Below are 20,019 nucleotides of genomic sequence, written 5' to 3'. Positions count from 1 at the left end.
AGCCTTCGTGTTGCAGTTGAGCGGCCAGCGGAGGCAAGTCTTGTGCCAGTTCAAATCCGAGAATTTCGCAATACCATAGCTTCGCTTGTTCCAGATCACTGACGTAGATGTTGATCAGGCGAATCTGGGGCATGCGTTACACCTCCATACATACGATAATCTGTCCTTCTTATTTGATTTCTTCAAAGAAGCCCAGTCGATTTCCCTACGGATCTCCAAATGTATACCACTTGGCTGGTACACCCTCACGGGATTGGACCTATTCGATGTCTATCCTAAACTCCAACATGACATGCGCCCATTCCTTCTCAATGTCTGCCACTACGGACCTGAGTGGGCCGGTGCCTCGGGTGGGGGCACCTTCAGCAATCGGAATCCAGCATTAGGTACGCAACGATGGCTTCTCTCAATAGCTTCGCAGTTCTCGATTGGTTTCGCAAGGTCCAAGGCGAGGAACATCGAACCGCTGTCCGCCGGGGCGGCTGGCGCGCTCTGGCTCCACACGCCCATTGGGCTGCCGATCTTGTTGGACGGTATGTGTATCCTTTGCATTGTCGGCCTCCTTGCCACAAGGTCTCGGTCGGGCGCGCCATCCCGAACGGATCATCTGCACGACGCTGGCACGCGCCGGATGGAAAGCGATTCACCGGACTGTACGGTGCTTACCGTGAATCGAAGTCATGGGAGTTCGCAGCTGTAACCATGTATCACTTTCCGATTGTGCCTTCAGCAAAAAGGGGGGAATCACTCCACTCCCGATGACTTGCGGAATGGCGTTGGCTTTCTGCATGTACTGGTCGAAGATCTGTCGCTGTCTCCAGGCAGCCTGATCATTGCCCTCAGACTGCGCCGTCACCATCCGTACAGCTGCCTCTCCGGCTTCGCTCTCCATCGTAAGTTTGTCAAGCCATGGCTTGATTTCTGTCAAGAACTCTTTGTTATTCAATTTAGCCTGTAACTCACTGGGAGTGTGCTTCAACGTTGCAAAGCGGTTCAAAAGTTTGGCGGCGGCTGCCTGCAATTGTATCGAATCCCCAGCATCGTAGGCCTGCCAAAAGGCACTGATCTGCTGTTTCAACACCGTATCCCCACTAGTCGGGCTGAGTTTGGACTGAAGTGAGTTTTCAGCAAAGTTGCGCAGCGGTACGTAAGCCGACCCACCGAATCGCTGAAGGCTCAGTTGCCAGGATTTCTCCGGCTTGTACGCGTGCGGATTCCACGCGTAATCAGCCACCGTGAAGAGTGGGATTTTTGAAGCTTCGGCCTCAATCATTGGATTCGCCGTCAATCCGACGACGCCGTGCTCGCTAAGCCCAGGATCGCGTCCGACCAACGGACCCAGGAGCAACTGATGGGGAACGTAGTCATTGACCGGGAAATTGTCCCAGATGAGGAGCTTGTGTTGGAAAATGTCGTACGTCTTTTGGGCGTCGGCGTCGGTGATAGTCGGGGCAATGACGCCGACGCCTGTCCAATAGACGAGAATGTTCGGGTTGACCAGTTGCGCAAAGCGATCACGATACGCTGTATGGCCTGCTTGGTAATAATCAGTCGGTACAGTAATCAACTGGGTTCCTGGATGTGTCTTGATGAACTTGTTGTAAAACTGGTTGATGAGGTATGCTTGGGCCGCTGCGGGCGGGTTTGGATCGTTACCAAACTTGTGCTGATCCTGTTGGCAGTGAAACGTCTTACGGATGTCGTCGAAGAAAAGGGCAAAGGTGCGAACCCCGAGATTGTACAACTCCTGATCTTTGGCCATGAGCTTCTGCAGATCACTGGAGCTGGAGTAACAAATGCTCAACCCTGGCGACAGGGCGTACACGAAGTTGACGTGGTTCTGCTTGGCGACGGACACTAGTTTATGAATCTGCTGCAGTTTGTCAGCCGGGTAAGGCTGGTACCATTTGGCGCGCAGGTACTTATCGTCTTTGGGGGAGTACACATACGTATTCATCTTGTTCTCTCCGAAAAAATTCAGCTGACTGATGCGGTTTTGCTGCGACCACGGAGCACCGTAAAAGCCTTCTATCACACCGCGCGTCTGCATGCTTGGCCAATCGCGTATGACGACAACGGGTACCAGGACACGGCTGTGACCTCTGGCTGGGATGAGCTGGCGCAAGGTTTGAGCTGCATAGAACGTCCCCGTCTGATCCACCCCGGACAACACGATCTCGGCGCGTCCGTGATTGCGCCCTGTAGCGAGCACATAACCACCGGCGGGCAATCCGGTTGGACCTTCCGCATTCAGAGACTTCAGTTGCGCGGCTGAGCCTGCGTTCTCAGAAGGACCGCCGATCCATATGGTCAATGGTGCGTGCGAGGACTGCTTTTGCGCGGACTGCGCAGAGATTTTCTGGATCTGCTTCACGCCATCTTCCCTTAGGACCTGCGTGACCGTCCGGAGAGCGGACGGATCGGTATTCTTGCCCTTGACCAGTGCCACCGTTGGTGTGAGTGGAAAACTCCCCAGACGCTGCTGCACAGACTGCGGAGTTGGCGAGATTGGAGGGAGGTGGCTCTTGCCCGGAGGGGAAGTCGTCGGATGATGTGCGGATTGAGAGGCCGATGCCGAATGGAACCAGGGTTGTGTGGCGGCGGAGCCGATGAAAAGAATAGCCATACCTACGACGCCAAGTGAGCAAAATATCAACCTATGCGCGACGATGCGTTTTGACATCGCTCGTTTCATCGGGTGTCCCTCCCTCTTTCTCAGGACCCACGCGGTCTTGAATTCGATGTACCAAAATTTCTGCCTGACAAGATTTTGAGTGAGTGCAACCTACATTGATCATCAGGCTTTCGTCGATCCCATTATTGCCTATTGAGCCGTATTGCGATCGCCTCCTGTAACCGTTTCAGAGGCAAATCCGTCTAATGGAAAGAAACAACAAGGCGGGTGATCGTGTGAAGAATATAATTGTTCCCGTCTTGCTTGCTTCGCTTTTGATTGTCGGGTGCGACGATGCTTCACGACTCACATCAACAGGAAGTTCACAACCTCCACAAGCTTCCGTTACAATCGGGAATCAGCGCCTCCAAATGGTGATCAACGGCTATCAGTGGTCGGATGGTAATCGCTCGTCCGTTGCTGATGTAGCCATGTCCGGCCTCGGGTCGAATAAAACCGAGAATCGGTAACCGAGTTATTGTTGGGGTGAAACAATACACTGCCGGGGCCAATCAGCATCCCTTCTGGGGAGCAACTTGGGACAATATTTCTACGAGAAAAATGGACAGTTTTATGGTTCGAATGGACTTCCTCTGGGCATCGCCACTTGATGATCCAGCATGTTGAGCTGCTTGTGTACCTGGCAACCCTGGACCAGTGCCGTGTGGCCGAGTACATCCCGAACCGCCGTGCGCAGCGCCTTGCTCCCGGCGGCCCAATGAGTGTGTGTCAACCACTTCTGTATTGGCTGGCATGGGTTTTGCCTCCTCATTGCAGTGTTGGGACTCTGGATATTGATTTCCACGAGTCGGCGAATGACGCGCCGAGAGAATACGTAGAGACGTGTTGCTCAGACCGCTCACATAACGATTTTGGGAGATCACCATTCATCAGCTTACCCACCAGTCTTGGGACAAATCAGGCGCCTCGTAGTATGAGATGACTCTCGAAAGCAACGAGCGTACGAAGAGGTCGTTGACCTCCTGTTTCCCAGATCCGGAGATTATGGCGTAAGGGGCACCCATAACGGCAGCAGATAGGAGGTGTTACCCCCAACGTGCTCGACAACAAATAACGACATCCTCGCCAGCCCCTCCGCGATACAGACGGCGGGGCTGTCTCAACTTATGGTCGGTAAACTGCGTAGTGCACCCTCACATTCTTTTCCCCTTGACGATCGCGATGGAGGACTTGACCCCACATAGCCGGTCCACCCGATTGCATCCACGTTTCCATCTGTTTTCGGAAAAAGATTGCAGTTTCTCGTGATTGTATAGTTCCCTCATAGAGCGTAATCTTCAATGTGTAAGAGGTTTCAAAGTCACAAAATACTGCAAGTGGACTTCCGTAACTACTGCCGTGAGGGGGTGACTAGAATGCCCAATCAGGTATGGATGACGTCGCTGCTCGCATTGAAACCACGGGTTCAGGAAATATTTCAGGATTTGCTCGAGCGCGAGGCACCGGTTCGTACCACAGAATTGGCGCAGCGCTACCGCCTAAGCGACCGGAGCATTCGCTACGACCTTGAGGAGCTGGAGCAAAGCTGCGTTTCGCTCCCTGTCACGCTGGTGCACCGGCGCAATGGCGTGTGGTTGGACGGGCCAGCGGAAGCGCGCAGGGCCCTGCAGAGGGAGTGGGCGGTGCTCAAAGGCGCCACCGCGCCTTCACCTGCAGACCAGCGGCTCTACGTTCTACTGGCCTTGCTGCTGACCGCTGAACAGCCACTGGTGGTCAAGCAGCTGCAGGATGTCGTGGACGCCAGTCCGCGCACGGTATACGCGGATATGGACCGGGCCGAGCGGTGGTTGGTGGGGCACGGCCTGCGCCTCATCCGGAAGCCGCACTTCGGTGCAAAGGTAGAAGGGGAGGAATTGTACTGGCGTCACGCCAGCTATCGCTTGCTATTGGCGGCGTGTCCCTCGGTCAAGCTCTTGGATCTGTGTATAAGTGCAGCCACCTTTTGGAACAGACTATGCCAGAGTGTGGATGCGCGTGTGCGAACCGGGCTGGTGCAGGCGGACGATGTGCAGACGGTGGCGCGGTTGGTGGCCGACCGCGCGGCGGAGCATCCGCATTTGCAGGGATGGTGGACGAAGCTGGTGCTGTACACGGCCGTCACGCTGGGCCGGATGCGTCAGGGGCATGCGGTGTCTTTGCTCAAGTCGAATCTGAAGTTGTTGCAGCAGACGGCGGAATATCAATTCGCGCTGACGCTGGCTGTACGCCTGCAACGGGAGACGGGACTGCCTTTCGCGGAAGAAGAGACAGGTGCGCTCGCGCTTTACATGCTGGGGGCGCATCCGAATTTGGAGTTGCAGGAGTGCGGCGCACAGACCGCGGCTGTCGACGATTTCTCGCAGCAGTTGGTGACCCGAATGCTCAAGGCTGTGGACGAAACCTTGGGAATTGTCCTGAGCACCGACGAAGACTTGTTTCGGGGTTTGATTTTGCATATTAAACCCATGGTCTATCGACTGCTGTACGGCGTGTCCATCGAGAACGACATGTTGGAGGACATCAAGGAGGACCATGCGCTCGCGTATTACGCGGCTGTGGTGGCTGCTCAGTTCCTTGAGGGGGAATTGGGAAAGCCGTTGAACGCAGCAGAAATCGGGTATATTGCTCTGCACTTCGGGGCGGCGCTGGAACGGCGGCGAGCTCGCCCCGCCAGCAGCGCGGACGCCGTCCGCATCCTGGTCGTGTGCGCAGGCGGCATTGGCACCGGGAAGATTTTGCAGTCCCGGATTGAGGCCAACCTGACCCACCTGCAGGTGGTCGATGTGCTGGACCAACAGCGCATTCATCATGTGAGCGCCGATGCGGCGGACGTGATTGTGTCAACGGTGGAGTTGTCCCATTCGCCCCTCCCGCATATTGTGGTGAATCCGCTACTGCCACTCGCCGATTACCACCGGGTGAACCGCTGGGTGGCATCCGTGATGGGGATGACGGCCGACATGCCGGGCGCCGAGCGCACGTTGTTGAAACCAGTCTTGGATGTGATTCAGGCGCATTACGAAGTATTGGATCCGGCCGCGGTAACCGCAGAGATTCACCGGATGTTCACCCGGATTGGGGCCTACTTGGCGAAACCGCGGGCGGGGGGCCCTGCGTCCCGGGCTGCGTTGGGGGACAGTGCTACGCAAGACAGCCACCTAGGAGACAGAAAGAAGGTTTTCAGGATGCTGGATCTGCTGACGGAGGAGAGTATTCGGGTACAAGCAGAGGCCGCGAACCCCAATGAGGTTGTCGACATTGCCGGTCAATTGTTGGTGGACGCAGGTGCCGTGGCGCCTCGTTACGTGCAGGCGATGAAAACATCGCTGGCGGTCAATGGACCATACATGGTGATTGTTCCGGGGATTGCCATCTTGCACGCACGGCCGGAGGACGGCGTGGAGCGGGTCTGCATGAGCCTGGTCACCCTGGCCAACGGAGTTGCGTTCGGGCACAAGGACAATGATCCTGTGGATATCGCCATCGCGTTTGGCGCTGTGGACAATGAGGCCCATCTGCAGGCGCTGTCCGACTTGATGCGATTGTTGGCTGACAGCGCGTCACTCGACGCCATCCGCAGAGCGGACGATGTGCAACAGGTACTGGCCGTGATTCGCAAGGTAACAGCCTGAAGAACAGAGTAGAACAGGAGGTATGTCGCATGAAAATTCTGGCAGTGTGTGGCATGGGATTTGGCAGCAGCATGGTGTTGCGCATGACCATCGAATCCGTCCTGAAGGAGATGGGGGTGAAGGCGACCGTCGCCACTTCCGACATCGGATCGGCAAAATCGGAAAGCGCGGATGTCATTGTCACGTCTTCCGAATTCGCACCGCTGCTCAAAGATAAGGGTGTACCGATTCTGGAAATCAAGAACTACGTGGACAAAGAGGAAATGAGACAAAAGCTGTCGTCGGTGCTGTCAGCGTAAAAAGGAGGACATATGATGGTCGTCATCCATTTCATTGTGCACGAAATTCTTGACCAGGCGCCGCTTCTGGTGGGCTTGATTGCCCTCATCGGCTTGATTGCCCTGCGCAAGTCGTTCAGTGAAACGGTCACCGGGACGCTGAAGGTGATTGTCGGGTTCCTGATTCTGTCCGGGGGCGCCAACATTATATCCGGCGCCTTGGCGCCGCTGGGTAACATGGTCCAGGCGGGCTTTCACTTGCACGGTGTCATTCCGACGAATGAAGCCATTGTCGGACTCGCGCAGAAAGCATTCGGTCCTCAGACCGCCGTCATCATGGGGCTTGGGTTTGTGGTCAACCTGTTGTTGGCTCGGTTCACGCGGGCGAAATTTATCTTTCTGACCGGCCATCATATGTTCTTCATGGCCACCGTGCTGGCCGTTGTGCTCGGCAGCGCGGGCATTACAGGCACCAACCAAACCATCATCGGAGCCATTCTGGCCGGCACGGTTTCCACCATCATGCCTGCCTTCGTCCATCCATTTACGAAAAAGGTCACAGGGGGCGCCGAATTCGCGCTCGGCCACTTCAACACGCTTGGTTATATCACCTCCGCCGCGGTGGGCAAGTTGGTTGGCGGGAACAGCCGCACGACCGAAGAGATCAAGGTGTCTCCGAAGTTCGGCTTCCTGCGCGACTCGTTGGTGATGACCACTCTGACTATGATTGTATTGTTCCTGATTTTGGCGATTGTCGCTGGCCCGAAAGCGATCGCAAGTTACACCCAAGGCGGCAACTACATCATGTACGCCTTCACTCAAGCACTCACGTTCGGTGCCGGGATTGCTGTGGTGTTGATGGGCGTGCGCATGATTCTGGCCGAGATCATCCCCGCATTCCAGGGGATTGCCCAAAAAATTGTCCCAAACGCTGTACCTGCCCTCGACTGTCCGACGGTTTTTCCGTTCGCTCCGACAGCCGTGTTGGTTGGATTCATCTCCAGCTTGGTCGGCGGCATCGTCGGGATGTTCCTGATGGGGCCACTGGGCCTGGCGCTGATTATCCCCGGCATGGTACCGCACTTCTTCGACGGCGGCACGGCGGGGGTGTACGGGAATGCCACGGGCGGGCGCCGCGGAGCGATGATTGGCGCTTTCATCAACGGCCTACTGATTACCGTGTTGCCGGCCTTGCTACTGGCGTTCATGGGCTCGTTCGGCTTGGCCAACACCACGTTTGGCGACAGCGATTTCTGCTGGGTCGGCATTGTGGGCGGCCTGTTCGCCAAGACCGGTTTGGCAGGCGCATACATCCTTACCATTGTGGTGTGCGCCATCCTGGTGCTGTTGGCGAGCTACGTCACCAAGCGGACGTCTGACCAGCCGACTGCAGACGACTCGGTACAGGCATAACGGGTGGCGGCGCACGTTTCAGCAGGGTGGCTGGGGAGATCCGGCCGCCTTCTCATTTTTGTTCAAATTCAGAGGAGTGGAAAACGTGGAGGTCTGGCATGGTTGGCAGGTGCTCCAGGTTGTTGACGGAAACGACCCCGGCGCTGTGGAGAGCGCGCTGAGGGAAGCGCGGGCGGAACTGAATCGGCCCACTTTGATTGAAGTGAAGACCGTCATCGGCTATAGCGCTCCGAACAAACAGGGTACCCACCACGGCGGGAGGAGGGCGGCCGCGGCCGCTGATACGCCGTCCGTAGTTTTTTGATTTGAAATAAGTATTGACAAATGCCGAGAGATGCGACCCAATTAGAGTTAGAACGTCGAATTGGAGGAGAATTGGTAGTCGGGCCTCATTGAGTCGCCGTGAAGGAGGGGGGCCAAGGTGGCGTTCACCACAGGTGTAACAAGCAAGAATCGGTCCCAGATGTGGATGCAGGAAGTGATTTCTCCGGTGGCGGCGTTTGGCATATTGGCCTTTGCCACTCATGCTGATTGGCATGGGAGATGGGTCTCCTTTATAGAATTTCTTGTTGCATACTGGGCTTTCGGGCTGCTATGGGTACTTGGTTGGAAGCTATATGCACGCGTAAAGGGACTGGACGTATCATCTAGCTGCATTTCAAGGAATGTGTATCAACGCTATTTATGGATATACCTAATTGTCTCATTGGCTCTCGCAGGGCTGCTCTATTTTGCATTCAATAATTTCGCGTGGGCTTGAGGGGCAGAACGATTGAACTTTCTCTTGAAGCGAAGACCGTTGCAGGCGCCTTCTGTTTCATTGAATCAAACCTACAAAACACGTTAAACGACTGTGCTTCGGGACGTGAATTTCCAAAGGATTCTTGGATGTGTGGAAGAAGAGGTATTTTGAGAAAGATTCTTGGTTCACGAGACTCTTACGGTGAGGTATCAAACTCCTGGAACAGTATCTACAGGTGCAATCAGTTGGTCTTTGAAAATGCCGAGCACGACGATCAGGGGTGCCGGTGGATTAAGTAAGGATGGAAGAATTTTAGCTCAAGGTCACATCGAAGTACCTCCGGGTAATCCGCATTAGACAATACGAGCTAGACTGGAGGCTGAGGGAGATGGATGAGGTACGTTACCCAATTGGGCTGTTTGAACCGGTGAAAGACGTTTCTCCTGAGCAACGGAAGGCGTGGATTCAAGACCTTGCGGATGCACCTGTGAAATTACATTCGGCTGTAGTGGGCTTGTCAGCAGAGCAGTTGGATACGCCGTATCGCACTGGCGGGTGGACCGTACGCCAAATTGTTCACCACTTGGCGGAAAACGATATGCTCGCTTATGCCCGATTTAAATTTGCCCTGACTGAGGAGGCTCCGCAAATAAGACCTGCCTTGGAGAACTTGTGGGCAGAATTGCCGGATCGTGATGTGTCTGTCGATGATTCTTTGGACTTGTATCGGTTAGTTCACAAGCGATGGGTCACTTTGCTGGAGGGGCTAACGGCAGCGGATTTTGATCGCACCTACGTTCATCCTGTAAGCGGCGTGTGGAAGCTAGACCAAGCCATAGGGTTGTATTCCTGGCATGACCGGCACCATACGGCTCAAATTACATCTTTTCGTAAACGCATGGGATGGTGAGAGCCTTCAAAGAGTGGGGGTAAAAGGGAGAAGTGAAGTGACAAAATATCCCAGTGCTCCTGACTTCGTATTCCATTTGACATTTTGGCCTATCGTTGCCGCTGTGGCGGCAGCAAAAGATAGGGTCGCGTTGATATTCGGGCGTTCTGATGTATTGTTTGTCATTTTGCGGTCTTTGCCCGATATGCGGAGTAGGTGCGGGAACTCTATCAGGCGTGAGATGATGGAAGCCATTATGGAAACAGTGTCCCCTTGCAAGGATTGCGGGAAGTCATTCAATGATACCGCAGCCAGCACGTCAGGCGGGTCTTCCGGCACGAAAGCCGCATCTGATATATTATAATATCCCCAGAGAGCCTGGGAGGTGTCGGAATGATTCAGGAAGTATCGGATCTTTACAACCTGCTAAGCGCGGTCCATGGCACCATTGATCAAATGCTCGAGGGTTTGACTGATGAACAATGGTTGAAAAAGCCACTTCCGAATTTCAACAATATAGCATCTATCATCCATCACATGGCTCTCGTAGAGCGGAAGTTCTTCTCAGCAGTTGCTGGGGAAAACTTACAAATCGATGTAGGAGAGCCGTTTAAACAGACCAACTGGAATCTTGATGACATCCGCCAAGCGTGGGCAGAATCGCTACCGTACGCTGCACGCGTCTTTTCCGACCTCAAGGAGCCAGAGTTGTCGGAGCCGGGGCTCAAACTTGCTGTGGGTGAGTTGAACAAGCGGCAGTTGATCAGCTACGCGATTGCTCATACTGCTCATCATCGCGGACAGATTCCGCTGGTCAAAAAGCTTTTGTAGTGAAGCTGCGTGATGAGGGCATCCGTTGGTTGGATGCCTTCTTTGATTAAGGTCCTCCCACACGTGTTCGGGGGATTCAGGCACGCCCCTCATTGCCGAGACTTGCGTTTGCCCGGTATTTACGAACTAGTATCAGCAGAAAGAGGAGACACCCGCAATGAACCCGCTTCTCATCGATTTCCCGGAACAGTTTGAAACCGATATGCTGCTCATTCGCTGCCCCATGCCCGGGGATGGTCAAGTTCTGGCGGAAGCCATAAAGGAATCCTTCCATACTCTACATAGGTGGATGAACTGGGCGGATCATATACCATCAGTTGAAGAATCAGAGGAGCTGGCGCGACATGCGAGGGTGAAGTTCCTGGCTCGAGAAGACTTGTTATTTTTTGTTTTACACAAGGATACTGGAGCGTTTCTCGGGGGTACAGGTCTTCATCGCATGGATTGGAAACTGCGCAAGTTTGAGATTGGATATTGGATTCGTGATTCAGCCAGTGGAAAGGGATATATGACCGAGGCGGTTCAGGGACTCACTGCAATTTGCAGGGAATGTTTTGCATGCCAATCGGATCGAGATTCGTTGTGACGTCAGGAACACCGCCAGCCGCAGGGTCGCTGAAAGGTGTGGGTACTACCTTGAGGCTGTGTTGTTGAAAAACTTTGTCGATCCGGAGGGCCAGATTCGAGATGACTGTGTCTATGCGAAAGTTAGGCTAGAAGATGGACGACTTGGTTACCCGGGTACGAATCGGTGTACGGGAACGAACTCCTGTCAACCCATGAAAAGTTGTGAGGTGTGAGACGTCGTCAGGGTGGGGTGGAGTCAAATACTTCGGGAGGGCATATATGAAGATCCTTGTATGCCAACCAATCCATGAGAAAGGCACGGATCAACTTGAAGATGCACTTCAGAACAACGAATGCATTGACACAGTGTTGTTTCCAGAGGGGTATTTGGCAAGCGAAGGACTGGTTACCAAGGCCTGTGAATTAGCAAGAGCTTACCACAGAATGATAATTACCGGATATCGAGATCATCATGGCAAAAATAGAGCGTTGATCATAGGTGGCGCCGGGGAAATCCTGCTCGACAGGGCAAAGACGCCAAAGAATCATGACCTCCTCAGTCCGTCCGTGGTGGAATGCAGTGGCTTCCAAATCGGCTATTTGCTTTGCAGGGAGTTGTTTCAGGGGTTTAAGGGATTAGAGAAGTTAGGCGCATCGCGACTGCATTTGATTGCTCATCCCATCGACGTTGGGATGTTCAGCGAAGAACAATTCGAGCAATGGATTGGCGAAGCAAGGCGGATCGCCATGAAATACCAGACGACGATAATAGGAACCAGCCACGGTGATGGATCCTTTCGAAATTGTGGTGTATCGATTCCGATTGCTTACTGCATAGGTCCGAACGGGGACTCCGTCTTTATCTCCAAGGATGATGCGCGATCACGGACTGTGGATACTGGCATGAGGTTCATCACAGGTCCTTTGGCCAATCATGTCACGGTGGATGCATCTCGGATGAGATTCTCATTATTTTGACCTATTCGCATACAAGTTCGAGGCCCTCAACGTGGAAAACGTGAAAAAAATAGAGCTTATTAGGGACCAAGAGAAGGAATATCACGAGTGGTGTTACGACAAGTACACCTTGTTTGAAGAAGGTTCATGGCTGCATAAGCCAGTGCAGACAGTGATGGATTTGATTCCACTGTTGGATGGACAGAGGAATCTCAGTGTACTCGATTTGGGCCCAATTTTGTCGACCAGGTTCAACTTATTCCCGTTTTTCATGTCTACCCTAGGGTTTCCTCATTCATCTTGCAACAAAACGAAATCGACATGTAAATTAGCAGCGTGCGAGGTGAGGAGTATGGTAAATGTTTGGCAGCTTGTCAATCACATAACCTTTTGGAATGAGTACATCCTTCAACGGATGCGTGGTGTCACCGAAGCGAATGCGGAGATCGACAATGAGCAAACATGCGGAGAGCCGAGAAATCCAATGGAGGATTCGGCATGGCAGCAGACGATGGATCGGGCAGAATCATGTACGCACACAAATTCCATGGATAGATTAAAATATTTGTGTACAGCTATTTTGGGGTAAAGCCCTTTTCATAATGATTGTTGCTTTCACCAAACATGCTGCTTGATAGAACTCATACAAAAGGGGGAGCAAATGCCTTTTTGTGGATTTGCCCCCATACAACAAAAACAATTACCTTTGAAGCACCCTTTTAAGGCTCTTATCTTCTCCGGTTTTATTGAGATACTCAAAAAATCCAAGAAGGTTTCCCCATGGGGCAGTGTTGAGGAAAACTTTACCCTCGTTTGTTCAAGAAAACTATAACCATTGCAAGGAAAGAAGGTATCCCCTTGGCTCGTATTACAGGCGTCTCGGTCCGCCAAGCAGGGCCCTACGTAAAACTGGCTTACTTCTTTACTCGTCGCAGTATCCGTCGGCTGACTGGGCGAGAAACAGAGCGGATGATTGAGCCTCTCCAGATGTACGCGCACGTTCCAAGTTTGCTGAAAGGATATGCCAAACTAGAACAGGCTACGGCCAAAGCCCATCGACTCGACAAGCGGTTGCATGCCCTTGCGGAGTTGAAAGCCGCGACCCTTACTCAATGCGAGTACTGCATAGATATGGGTTCGCAAATCGCGCGACAATGGGGTCTGAGCGACGATGAACTGCTGGCCCTACCGAATTACCGAAAGAGTCCTCTGTTCTCCGAACTAGACAAACTGGTTCTCGATTATGCCGTCGCCATGAGTCGCACGCCCGTCGAGGTGACCGATGATCTCGTCGCCAAGCTTCGTGAACACCTTGACGACGGGCAACTGATCGAACTTACACACCACATCGCGTTGGAGAACATGCGCGGTCGGTTCAATTTGGCCCTTGGCATTGGCTCGGCTGGTTTTAGTGAAGGAATGGTCTGCGCTATTCCAACCACAACAGATAGAGACGACTAACTTGACCAGTGAAGCACAGTAAGGTGCAACCGTAGTCCATAATATCGGATAGTTGCATCGTCGGACTGTTACTGAGTGGGAACAGCAACGGCACATGAAGTAGTAGACGGGTCGCGACGGGAGGAAATTTTGACTGCTTGCGCGAAGGCACTCCTGAGTGGGGTGGGATTTGTAGGTCTGAACTGACTCGTGGGTAATAGGAACGGGGAACGGGTTTGTCGTATGAGAAGAAGTAGGTTTATGCAAAGGAGGAGTCCATGATGGCCATTGTGGCGGTCAGTATTGCCCCCATCGGTACGGCAAGCACGAGCGTGAGTCAATATGTCGCCGAGACGCAGAGGGTACTGGAACGCCATCCGAATCTCCGGGCGCGCCTTGACCCGATGTTCACAACCATCGAAGGCGAATTGTCAGAAATATTCTCTGCCATTCAGGAGATGCATGAGGCCTTGATGGCCATGGGAGCCCAGAGACTGTCCACCGTGGTGAAGATTGACGATCGCCGGGACGTGCATCACTCCATGGAGGACAAGGTGGCGGCGGTGGACACTCACCTGGGCGGCACCGGGAACCATCGGTGAGGCGGTAGCGCTTGGCCAGCAGGAGCCGGGGGGGCGGACCGAGGTCATCGTCCATCGGGATCGGAAACAGACGCAAGCCTGCCGATGTGAAGAGCGATAGCGAGTAGGCATACGACGGACATTCGAGGCCAACCGCATCACCGGGCTGCAGCAGGCACGAGGTGATGAGGTGGAGAGCCTGTTGCGCACCGGACGTGACAAGGATGTTTGCGGGAGTGGTCTGGATTCCGTAATTGCTCTCGAACGTGCCGGGCGAGCGTCTCCCGCAACTCCGGCAATCCCCGCGGGTCCGAGTATCCGAGTGGGCCCTTCAGATGAATGGTGTGCAAGACTCGTTGAGCCGACCGTAGGGGAAGAGGTCCGGTGACAACTCTCCTCGAGCGAGGTTGATGACGCCCGCTTGCGTGCTGGTTTCCCGGATGCGCCGAACGAGTGGCAGCGTCGGGCGAAACACGCCTCCGCACATGTATTCATGCCATGACGGTGTGGGACGAACCGGGCGATTTGGCGAAACACGGGAATGTCGTTTTGCCTGCCTGGTTTCCAGTCCATGCGGCCTATCCCTCCTTTTCACATGTACCGATACTACACAAATTGTATTACTCAGAAGACTACCAATTGGCCGGAGACACGACGGCCGAAATTCAGTATGATAGTTAAGGAGTTGACCGACATGTACGTACCGAGCTACTTCCGCCTGAGCGATCCCGATGAAATCACGAGCTTCATCCAAGCTCACAGTTTTGGCATCCTGGTGAGCGCAGTTGACGGGCAGCTCACAGCCACGCACCTTCCTTTTGTCTATGAGCCCGAGCAACAAGTGCTCCTGGCCCACATGGCCAGGGCAAATCCGCAGTGGCGGAACCTGAGTGGCCAGTCGGTGTTGGTGATATTCCCAGGACCGCACGCCTACATCTCCCCCTCCTGGTATCAGGTGCCTGAGTCCGTGCCGACGTGGAACTATGTGGCCATGCATGTGCGCGGAACCTGTACCGTGATCGACAGTGAGGAGGAACGAGCCGACCTGCTCGAGAAAATGGTGCGGTTTTACGAACCGGACTCAGATTTGCCATCCCAAGCTGACAAACCATTCTATCGGAGTCTCATGACAGGGGTTGTCGGCTTTCGCATCCATATCACGAGGGTGGAAGGTGCAGCCAAACTCAGCCAGAACAAGTCCGAAGAAGTACAACAGCGAGTGATTGCCAAGCTGCGCCAGTCATCGGACACGGGCGCTCAAAGCATCGCTAAGTTGATGCAGCAGCGGTTGAACACGTTGAGGGGAGCTGGACCGGTTGGAACTTTATGAAATGACAAGTGGCGAATATGTGATTTCGACAGATCCTGAACGGATCGACATCGAGGTAGTTTACGAGTATTTGCACAATTAAGCGTATTGGAGCACAGGGATTCCGCGGGATGTTGTGGAACGCTCCATCCGGCATTCGCTCTGCTTTGGTATCTACCATGGCCATACGATGGTTGGATTCGCGCGGGTGTTTGTGTTGCCAGAGCACAGGGGGAGAGGATTGTCCAAACGGTTGATTGAGGCTGTCTCCCGTCATCCCGCTTTGCAAGGGTTGCGGCGGTTCCATCTGGTCACTCGGGATGCTCATGGACTGTATTTACAGTTTGGGTTCCGAGTCGTCCAAGATCCGAGCTCGCACATGGAGAGGGTTGAGCCGGCTGCTGTTCTGTATGGTCAAGCGAGCGGCGATGGAGAAGAATGACACAGTGGTTAAGCACTGAAGATGTAAAATCCAATTGTTGGATGAGGTCTCATTGATCTGAATTGTCTGTCCCCCACGGCCATGTCCTATTATCCGCACGTTGGTTTTGAGAAGGCGGATAATGCCTGGGTCATTCGGCGTAGGCGATGAGAGATATCAGAGATGACTTTTCGGTTCTAGGTGACTCAAGGATGAGTGATAACGTTACCTTGTGGAGACTAGTCGTGGATATATCTGTTCTCAACACCTCATCTGTGGGCTGCAATGGACTGGAGGCGACAAGAGTGAATGTACGTATCCGGAGAGCGATTCCGGAAGAAACTTCCATTCTAACCTCTATTCCCTGGAATCCAAGGCTGTATGGGGTTATGACAAGGAATTTATGGAGCAATGTCGTGAAGAACTTACATTGACCTCCGAGTATGTCCGCTTACATGAAGTCTACGTAGCTGAACAACATAATCAAATTGTCTTTGAAGCGGGTTGTCAACTTCCCCTCCCGCTACGGATGGATACGGAGGGAAGGACCGATTTGTGGTCATGCTTCTTACTGGTAGTGGAAAACAGGAAAAGTTGCATTTGGAGATTTCGACAGCTCGCCGCCATGAGGCGTAAGCACATGCCCGTGGCAATCCAAGTCCGAGCGCGAATTGAGTCCAACTTGCTTCGCTTAGAGGGATGGAAAGTAGATTGGGCATCAGCATCCGCTCGTTAAGCGTGTTTAGGATTGGCTTGGATTCGAAATAGGTTTCGTGATCGTGTGACGTTTGACCGGCGAAGACAAAATTACCGATATATTTACCGAGCCCAATGGAACGAGCCGCTGGATCAAGCTTTCAAGATGGGCAATGGAGGACACGACAGCTTTCATGATAAAGCAATCGCTGCCGGTCAAACGGTGACACTCGAGGATCTCATTTATGTGCTGAATGATCTCCGTTAGGCGGTCATAATTACCCCCGACCGTCGTCATGCGGATGAAGACCGTCATCGTTGCCCCGACCTTGTATGGGTCAACGGTTGCATGGTATCCAGTGATGATCCCCGCTTCTTCCATTCTCCTTACACGTTCTGCAACTGCTGGTGCCGACATATTGATGCGGCGCCCAAGTTCACTGTATGACAGACGGGCGTCCCTCTGCAGTTCGTTCAAAATCCTCCAACTGATATCATCGAGCAGACTTTCCAATCGAAAATCGCACCTCGCAATTTATCTCTGATATGCGGTCAAATTTCTTAATTTGCATTTGATATTACATTCGGTTTTGGCCTTTGACAAGATATCTTAAAAGCGCACGTCGTCTTGTTGGTTGGGGGGACATTAATGAATCACCATATCGAAGAAGTATCTACAGAATTCGGGACAAAACGTTCACCCTCGTTTTTGTGGCCCGCTGTGACCCTCCTAATTGGGATTTTTGCAATTGGCATGGATGAACTCGTGATTTCACCGTTGCTGATCGATTTGTCAAACACACTTCATGGTTCATTGAACATCACGGTCCTAGCGGTAAGCCTCTATGGCCTCGCCATTGCCATTTCCGCACCCTTCATGGCTCCGCTGGGAGACCCAATTCCACGCCGCATTCTGATGTTTGGTACATTAGTTACTTTCATAGTGGCGTCGTTGATTTGCGCCCTGGCATCCAACATTCCCGTTCTTCTTGTGGGAAGGGCATTGACGGGATTGGCGGCCGGAGCCTTCGTCCCATCCGCATACGCATACGTGGGTGACAGCGTTCCCGTTGCGCAGCGAGGAAGGGTTATGGGCGTTGTCATGTCTGGTTGGGCGGTGGCACTTGTGCTGGGTGTTCCGGTTGGGGGATGGATTGGTGGGCAATTTGGGTGGAGAGCCACCTTTGTCTCCATCGCTATTCTGGCTGCAATGTCTAGTCTACCTGTTTCATGTTTCGACTTCCGCAAGCTCGCAACATCGCCGATGCACCCGTTTATGCAACAGCAGAATGGAGCCTCATGCGCACCTTTCGGATGGGGTTTCAAATCCCCGGCGTGTCATCATTGATCTTTGTCACATTCTGTGACATGTTCGGCTTTTATGGAGCCTATACCTTTCTCGGGAGTTTTGTTCGTTCCAGCTCTCATTTGGGGAGCGATGTAGCCGGTGGTCTTGTCATGGCATACGGGATCGGATTTGCTGTGAGCCCCGTGATGGGCTATTTCACCGACCGGTTTGGTCGACGCAGATCACTCATTATTAGTCGTTTTGTCGGCCGTTTTAATCTCCCTTCCGTATCTGGGTCAGAGCGTTCCATTTCTGATTCCTGTGCTCCTTATCTGGGGGATTGGGCAAAGCACTGCCCTAACGACCCTGAGTACACTTTTAACCGAAGTGTCCCACGAACATCGGGGAACAGTGATGGAGCTCTACAGTTTCGCAACCAACATGGCAGTTGCCTTGGCTTCTTCGATGATGGTACCTGTATATACGAAGTATGGATATGGATTAGTTACCTCGATATGCGGGGTAGTCACACTGATGGGAGTCGTAATACTGGAGATTTCGGCAATTCGCAAACCAAAGCATACCTCAGAGCGATATGAATGAAAAACCGTCCTCGATTGACTAGGCTGCAATCTATGGATAAGTTGGTGTGAGAGGGAATGGATGGAGGGGCAATCATTAGATGTTGAACAAAGAGAAGGCAAAGCTGGACGCTATCTCGGAATCTTGGCTCTGCTAGTTGCGACCGTCATCTGGGGATCAACATTTGTCATGACACAATCTGTCTTAGGGCAGGCGGGCCCCTTTACGGTCACGGCGCTGCGCTTTCTCTTCGGGCTCGCTGTACTGTGCCCTTTCGCTTACCGGCAAGGCTTTCAAGCCAAGCTCACGGTGAAACCAACTTTCTTGGCATTTGGACTCACAGGCGTGGCGCTCTATTTCGGACTTCAGAACCTGGGACTCGTATTTACCTCCGCAGGAAATGCTGCCTTGATTCAGGCGGGGATTCCTGCCGCTACAGCTATCATCTCCTTTATCTTCTTGAAGGAACGTATTCCTCTCCGACGGCTGGTCGGTATGACCTTGGCCATTGCAGGGGTGGCTTTAGTCAGCAGTACGCCCGGTACGGTTTCCGGTGGTCGGCCGGTTTTAGGAAACCTCCTGATTGTAGGCAGCGTATTTGCATACGGTGCCTACACGGTACAGGGAAGGTGTCTCAGAAATCAGCACTATGCGGCGACGGTTACGACCTCAGCGAGTTTCGTTACTGGGCTGTTTTTGTTAATCCCAGTTGCCGTCATCGAGATGTGTCTTACAGGGTTGCCGAAGATCAGTCTTACGGGGTGGCTCACATTGATATATCTCGGAGTAATAGGCTCCGGTCTTACATTGTTTCTGTGGAACTACGCCTTGCGATTTGTAGAAGCGACGGTTGCAGGCTTATACGTAAACCTGATTCCTGTGGTTGGTCTCGCCTTCGCATGGCTAGGTGGAGAACATGTTCACGTCGTCCAATTGATCGGGGGTGGGATGGCGATTATCGGGGTGTTGATCGGAGACGTAGTGGTAGGTCAAAGGAGTTCGGGGGAGGTACGTAAAGAGTAAACGCTCTGTCTGTGGGAAACATTATTTATTCATACATTTACTACTAATACTCAATTCCATGTGTTTGGGCTCATGCATCTTTTGTGGATTGATTGGGATCCGCATAACCAATACATGCGCCACAGGCGGGCCAGGGACATCGCTTGTTCGGCTTCGTGGATTCAGCCTTGGCAAAACAGGTCTTGAGAGTACTCGTGTGGCTTCTACGCAATTCATCAGCCGACCGAGCCATCCCCCGGTGTGGGGAAATGAATGCTTGAAGCGGCGAGAACTGTAGTCCGATGATGTTTGACACATATATGGTCAATGAGGTATATGGTCAATAAGGCTCTGCGAAGCACTGGGATTTACATACAACTCCAGTAGCTAGATTTAATATCTTTGTGTCGCATGGGCCGTAATTTTGTTTTAAGGCAGCTCGTCGGCGTCCTATTCAGCTCTGATTGACGCCACCGTGAAGCTTGTACGTCCGGATGCACAGCGTGCTTCATTCGGTTCTCCCCATGTACGTTATCATATTAATTCCATACGTGAATCCGGCACCGAATCCAATCATGGCGATTATATCCCCTCTTTTTATCAATCCGTCGGCCAAAGCATCATTCAGCGAAATAGGAATGGATGCGGAAGAGGTGTTTCCATATTTAGCAATATTGATAAACACTTTGTTTTGAGGAAGTCTCATTTTGTCAATAA

Annotated in this window: 20 protein-coding genes and 2 pseudogenes; 16 read left to right on the top strand and 6 right to left on the bottom strand. The window is 52.9% G+C overall.

What is annotated here, in order from left to right:
* Both ASH01S_RS19725 and ASH01S_RS15345 read right to left on the bottom strand, forming a co-directional pair.
* Positions 1–133, bottom strand: a 133-nt coding sequence (locus ASH01S_RS19725) for a VOC family protein (RefSeq protein ID WP_174520735.1), incomplete at its 3' end; no start/stop codon positions are given.
* Positions 134–643: 510 nt separating this feature from the next.
* A complete protein-coding gene (locus tag ASH01S_RS15345; protein WP_083517245.1) occupies positions 644–2,695 on the bottom strand; it encodes a glycoside hydrolase family 84 protein in 2,052 nt (683 codons plus the stop codon).
* 1,355 nt (positions 2,696–4,050) lie between these two features.
* Here ASH01S_RS15345 and ASH01S_RS15340 point away from each other — a divergent pair.
* From ASH01S_RS15340 to ASH01S_RS15315, 5 genes and pseudogenes are all read left to right on the top strand, one after another.
* Positions 4,051–6,306, top strand: coding sequence for a BglG family transcription antiterminator (locus ASH01S_RS15340; RefSeq protein WP_067929323.1), 2,256 nt, complete (start codon positions 4,051–4,053; stop codon positions 6,304–6,306).
* 29 nt (positions 6,307–6,335) lie between these two features.
* Positions 6,336–6,605 carry a PTS sugar transporter subunit IIB gene (locus tag ASH01S_RS15335; protein ID WP_067929322.1) on the top strand — a complete coding sequence of 90 codons (270 nt, stop codon included), beginning with the start codon at positions 6,336–6,338 and terminating at the stop codon, positions 6,603–6,605.
* Between the two features lie 15 nt (positions 6,606–6,620).
* Positions 6,621–7,997: a PTS ascorbate transporter subunit IIC gene (ulaA, locus tag ASH01S_RS15330; protein WP_067929321.1), complete on the top strand. Its 1,377-nt coding sequence runs from the start codon at positions 6,621–6,623 to the stop codon at positions 7,995–7,997.
* A gap of 97 nt (positions 7,998–8,094) precedes the next feature.
* Positions 8,095–8,256, top strand: a pseudogene (locus ASH01S_RS19055) (thiamine pyrophosphate-binding protein); the annotation flags it as partial.
* 871 nt (positions 8,257–9,127) lie between these two features.
* A complete protein-coding gene (locus ASH01S_RS15315; protein WP_067929318.1) occupies positions 9,128–9,649 on the top strand; it encodes a YfiT family bacillithiol transferase in 522 nt (173 codons plus the stop codon).
* 6 nt (positions 9,650–9,655) lie between these two features.
* Here the strand turns inward: ASH01S_RS15315 and ASH01S_RS18605 are convergent, their stop codons facing one another.
* Complete coding sequence (locus tag ASH01S_RS18605; RefSeq protein WP_157067171.1) at positions 9,656–9,967, bottom strand: hypothetical protein; 312 nt, start codon at positions 9,965–9,967, stop codon at positions 9,656–9,658.
* Positions 9,968–10,021: 54 nt separating this feature from the next.
* On the opposite strand from ASH01S_RS18605, the gene ASH01S_RS15310 reads away from it, so the two are divergent.
* The 6 genes from ASH01S_RS15310 (at position 10,022) to ASH01S_RS15285 (ending at position 14,025) form a co-directional block, all read left to right on the top strand.
* Positions 10,022–10,459 (top strand): DinB family protein, encoded by a 438-nt coding sequence (locus ASH01S_RS15310; RefSeq protein WP_067929317.1) that lies wholly within the window; start codon positions 10,022–10,024, stop codon positions 10,457–10,459.
* Between the two features lie 157 nt (positions 10,460–10,616).
* Positions 10,617–11,045, top strand: a complete 429-nt coding sequence (locus ASH01S_RS15305) for a GNAT family N-acetyltransferase (protein WP_306302872.1) — start codon at positions 10,617–10,619, stop codon at positions 11,043–11,045.
* The gene (locus ASH01S_RS19720) at positions 11,014–11,259 is read left to right on the top strand and encodes a GNAT family N-acetyltransferase (RefSeq protein ID WP_373278586.1); all 246 of its coding nucleotides are present in this window, start codon (positions 11,014–11,016) and stop codon (positions 11,257–11,259) included. Before ASH01S_RS15305 ends, ASH01S_RS19720 begins: the two co-directional genes overlap by 32 nt.
* A 46-nt stretch (positions 11,260–11,305) precedes the next feature.
* On the top strand, positions 11,306–12,004 hold the full coding sequence (locus ASH01S_RS15300) for a hypothetical protein (protein WP_067929316.1): 699 nt from the start codon (positions 11,306–11,308) through the stop codon (positions 12,002–12,004).
* An 837-nt stretch (positions 12,005–12,841) separates the two neighbouring features.
* The gene (locus ASH01S_RS15290; protein ID WP_067929326.1) at positions 12,842–13,444 is read left to right on the top strand and encodes a carboxymuconolactone decarboxylase family protein; all 603 of its coding nucleotides are present in this window, start codon (positions 12,842–12,844) and stop codon (positions 13,442–13,444) included.
* Between the two features lie 260 nt (positions 13,445–13,704).
* The gene (locus tag ASH01S_RS15285) at positions 13,705–14,025 is read left to right on the top strand and encodes an MTH1187 family thiamine-binding protein (protein ID WP_067929314.1); all 321 of its coding nucleotides are present in this window, start codon (positions 13,705–13,707) and stop codon (positions 14,023–14,025) included.
* 58 nt (positions 14,026–14,083) lie between these two features.
* Here ASH01S_RS15285 and ASH01S_RS19715 read toward each other — a convergent pair.
* Positions 14,084–14,251 (bottom strand): annotated as a pseudogene (locus ASH01S_RS19715) (aminotransferase class I/II-fold pyridoxal phosphate-dependent enzyme); the annotation flags it as partial.
* Positions 14,252–14,698: 447 nt separating this feature from the next.
* Here ASH01S_RS19715 and ASH01S_RS15275 point away from each other — a divergent pair.
* Together ASH01S_RS15275 and ASH01S_RS15270 are read left to right on the top strand one after the other, a co-directional pair.
* Positions 14,699–15,334, top strand: coding sequence for an FMN-binding negative transcriptional regulator (locus tag ASH01S_RS15275; RefSeq protein WP_067929312.1), 636 nt, complete (start codon positions 14,699–14,701; stop codon positions 15,332–15,334).
* Positions 15,335–15,449: 115 nt separating this feature from the next.
* Positions 15,450–15,755: a GNAT family N-acetyltransferase gene (locus ASH01S_RS15270; RefSeq protein ID WP_217996342.1), complete on the top strand. Its 306-nt coding sequence runs from the start codon at positions 15,450–15,452 to the stop codon at positions 15,753–15,755.
* Positions 15,756–16,476: 721 nt separating this feature from the next.
* Here the strand turns inward: ASH01S_RS15270 and ASH01S_RS15265 are convergent.
* Positions 16,477–16,944, bottom strand: a complete 468-nt coding sequence (locus tag ASH01S_RS15265) for an Lrp/AsnC family transcriptional regulator (protein ID WP_067929311.1) — start codon at positions 16,942–16,944, stop codon at positions 16,477–16,479.
* A gap of 135 nt (positions 16,945–17,079) precedes the next feature.
* On the opposite strand from ASH01S_RS15265, the gene ASH01S_RS15260 reads away from it, so the two are divergent.
* From ASH01S_RS15260 to ASH01S_RS15255, 3 genes are all read left to right on the top strand, one after another.
* A complete protein-coding gene (locus ASH01S_RS15260) occupies positions 17,080–17,778 on the top strand; it encodes an MFS transporter (protein WP_067929310.1) in 699 nt (232 codons plus the stop codon).
* A 168-nt stretch (positions 17,779–17,946) separates the two neighbouring features.
* Entirely contained in the window at positions 17,947–18,321 is a 375-nt protein-coding gene (locus ASH01S_RS19710) for an MFS transporter (RefSeq protein WP_169794254.1), read from the top strand.
* A 60-nt stretch (positions 18,322–18,381) separates the two neighbouring features.
* A complete protein-coding gene (locus ASH01S_RS15255) occupies positions 18,382–19,323 on the top strand; it encodes a DMT family transporter (protein WP_067929309.1) in 942 nt (313 codons plus the stop codon).
* A gap of 487 nt (positions 19,324–19,810) precedes the next feature.
* Here ASH01S_RS15255 and ASH01S_RS15250 read toward each other — a convergent pair.
* Positions 19,811–20,019 (bottom strand): 3-oxoacyl-[acyl-carrier-protein] synthase III C-terminal domain-containing protein (locus tag ASH01S_RS15250; RefSeq protein WP_281178235.1); only part of this gene is annotated, 209 nt, incomplete at its 5' end.

This window comes from Alicyclobacillus shizuokensis NBRC 103103, assembly GCF_001552255.1.
Lineage (GTDB): Bacteria > Bacillota > Bacilli > Alicyclobacillales > Alicyclobacillaceae > Alicyclobacillus_G > Alicyclobacillus_G shizuokensis.
This window is presented reverse-complemented; position numbering and strand designations above follow the sequence as displayed.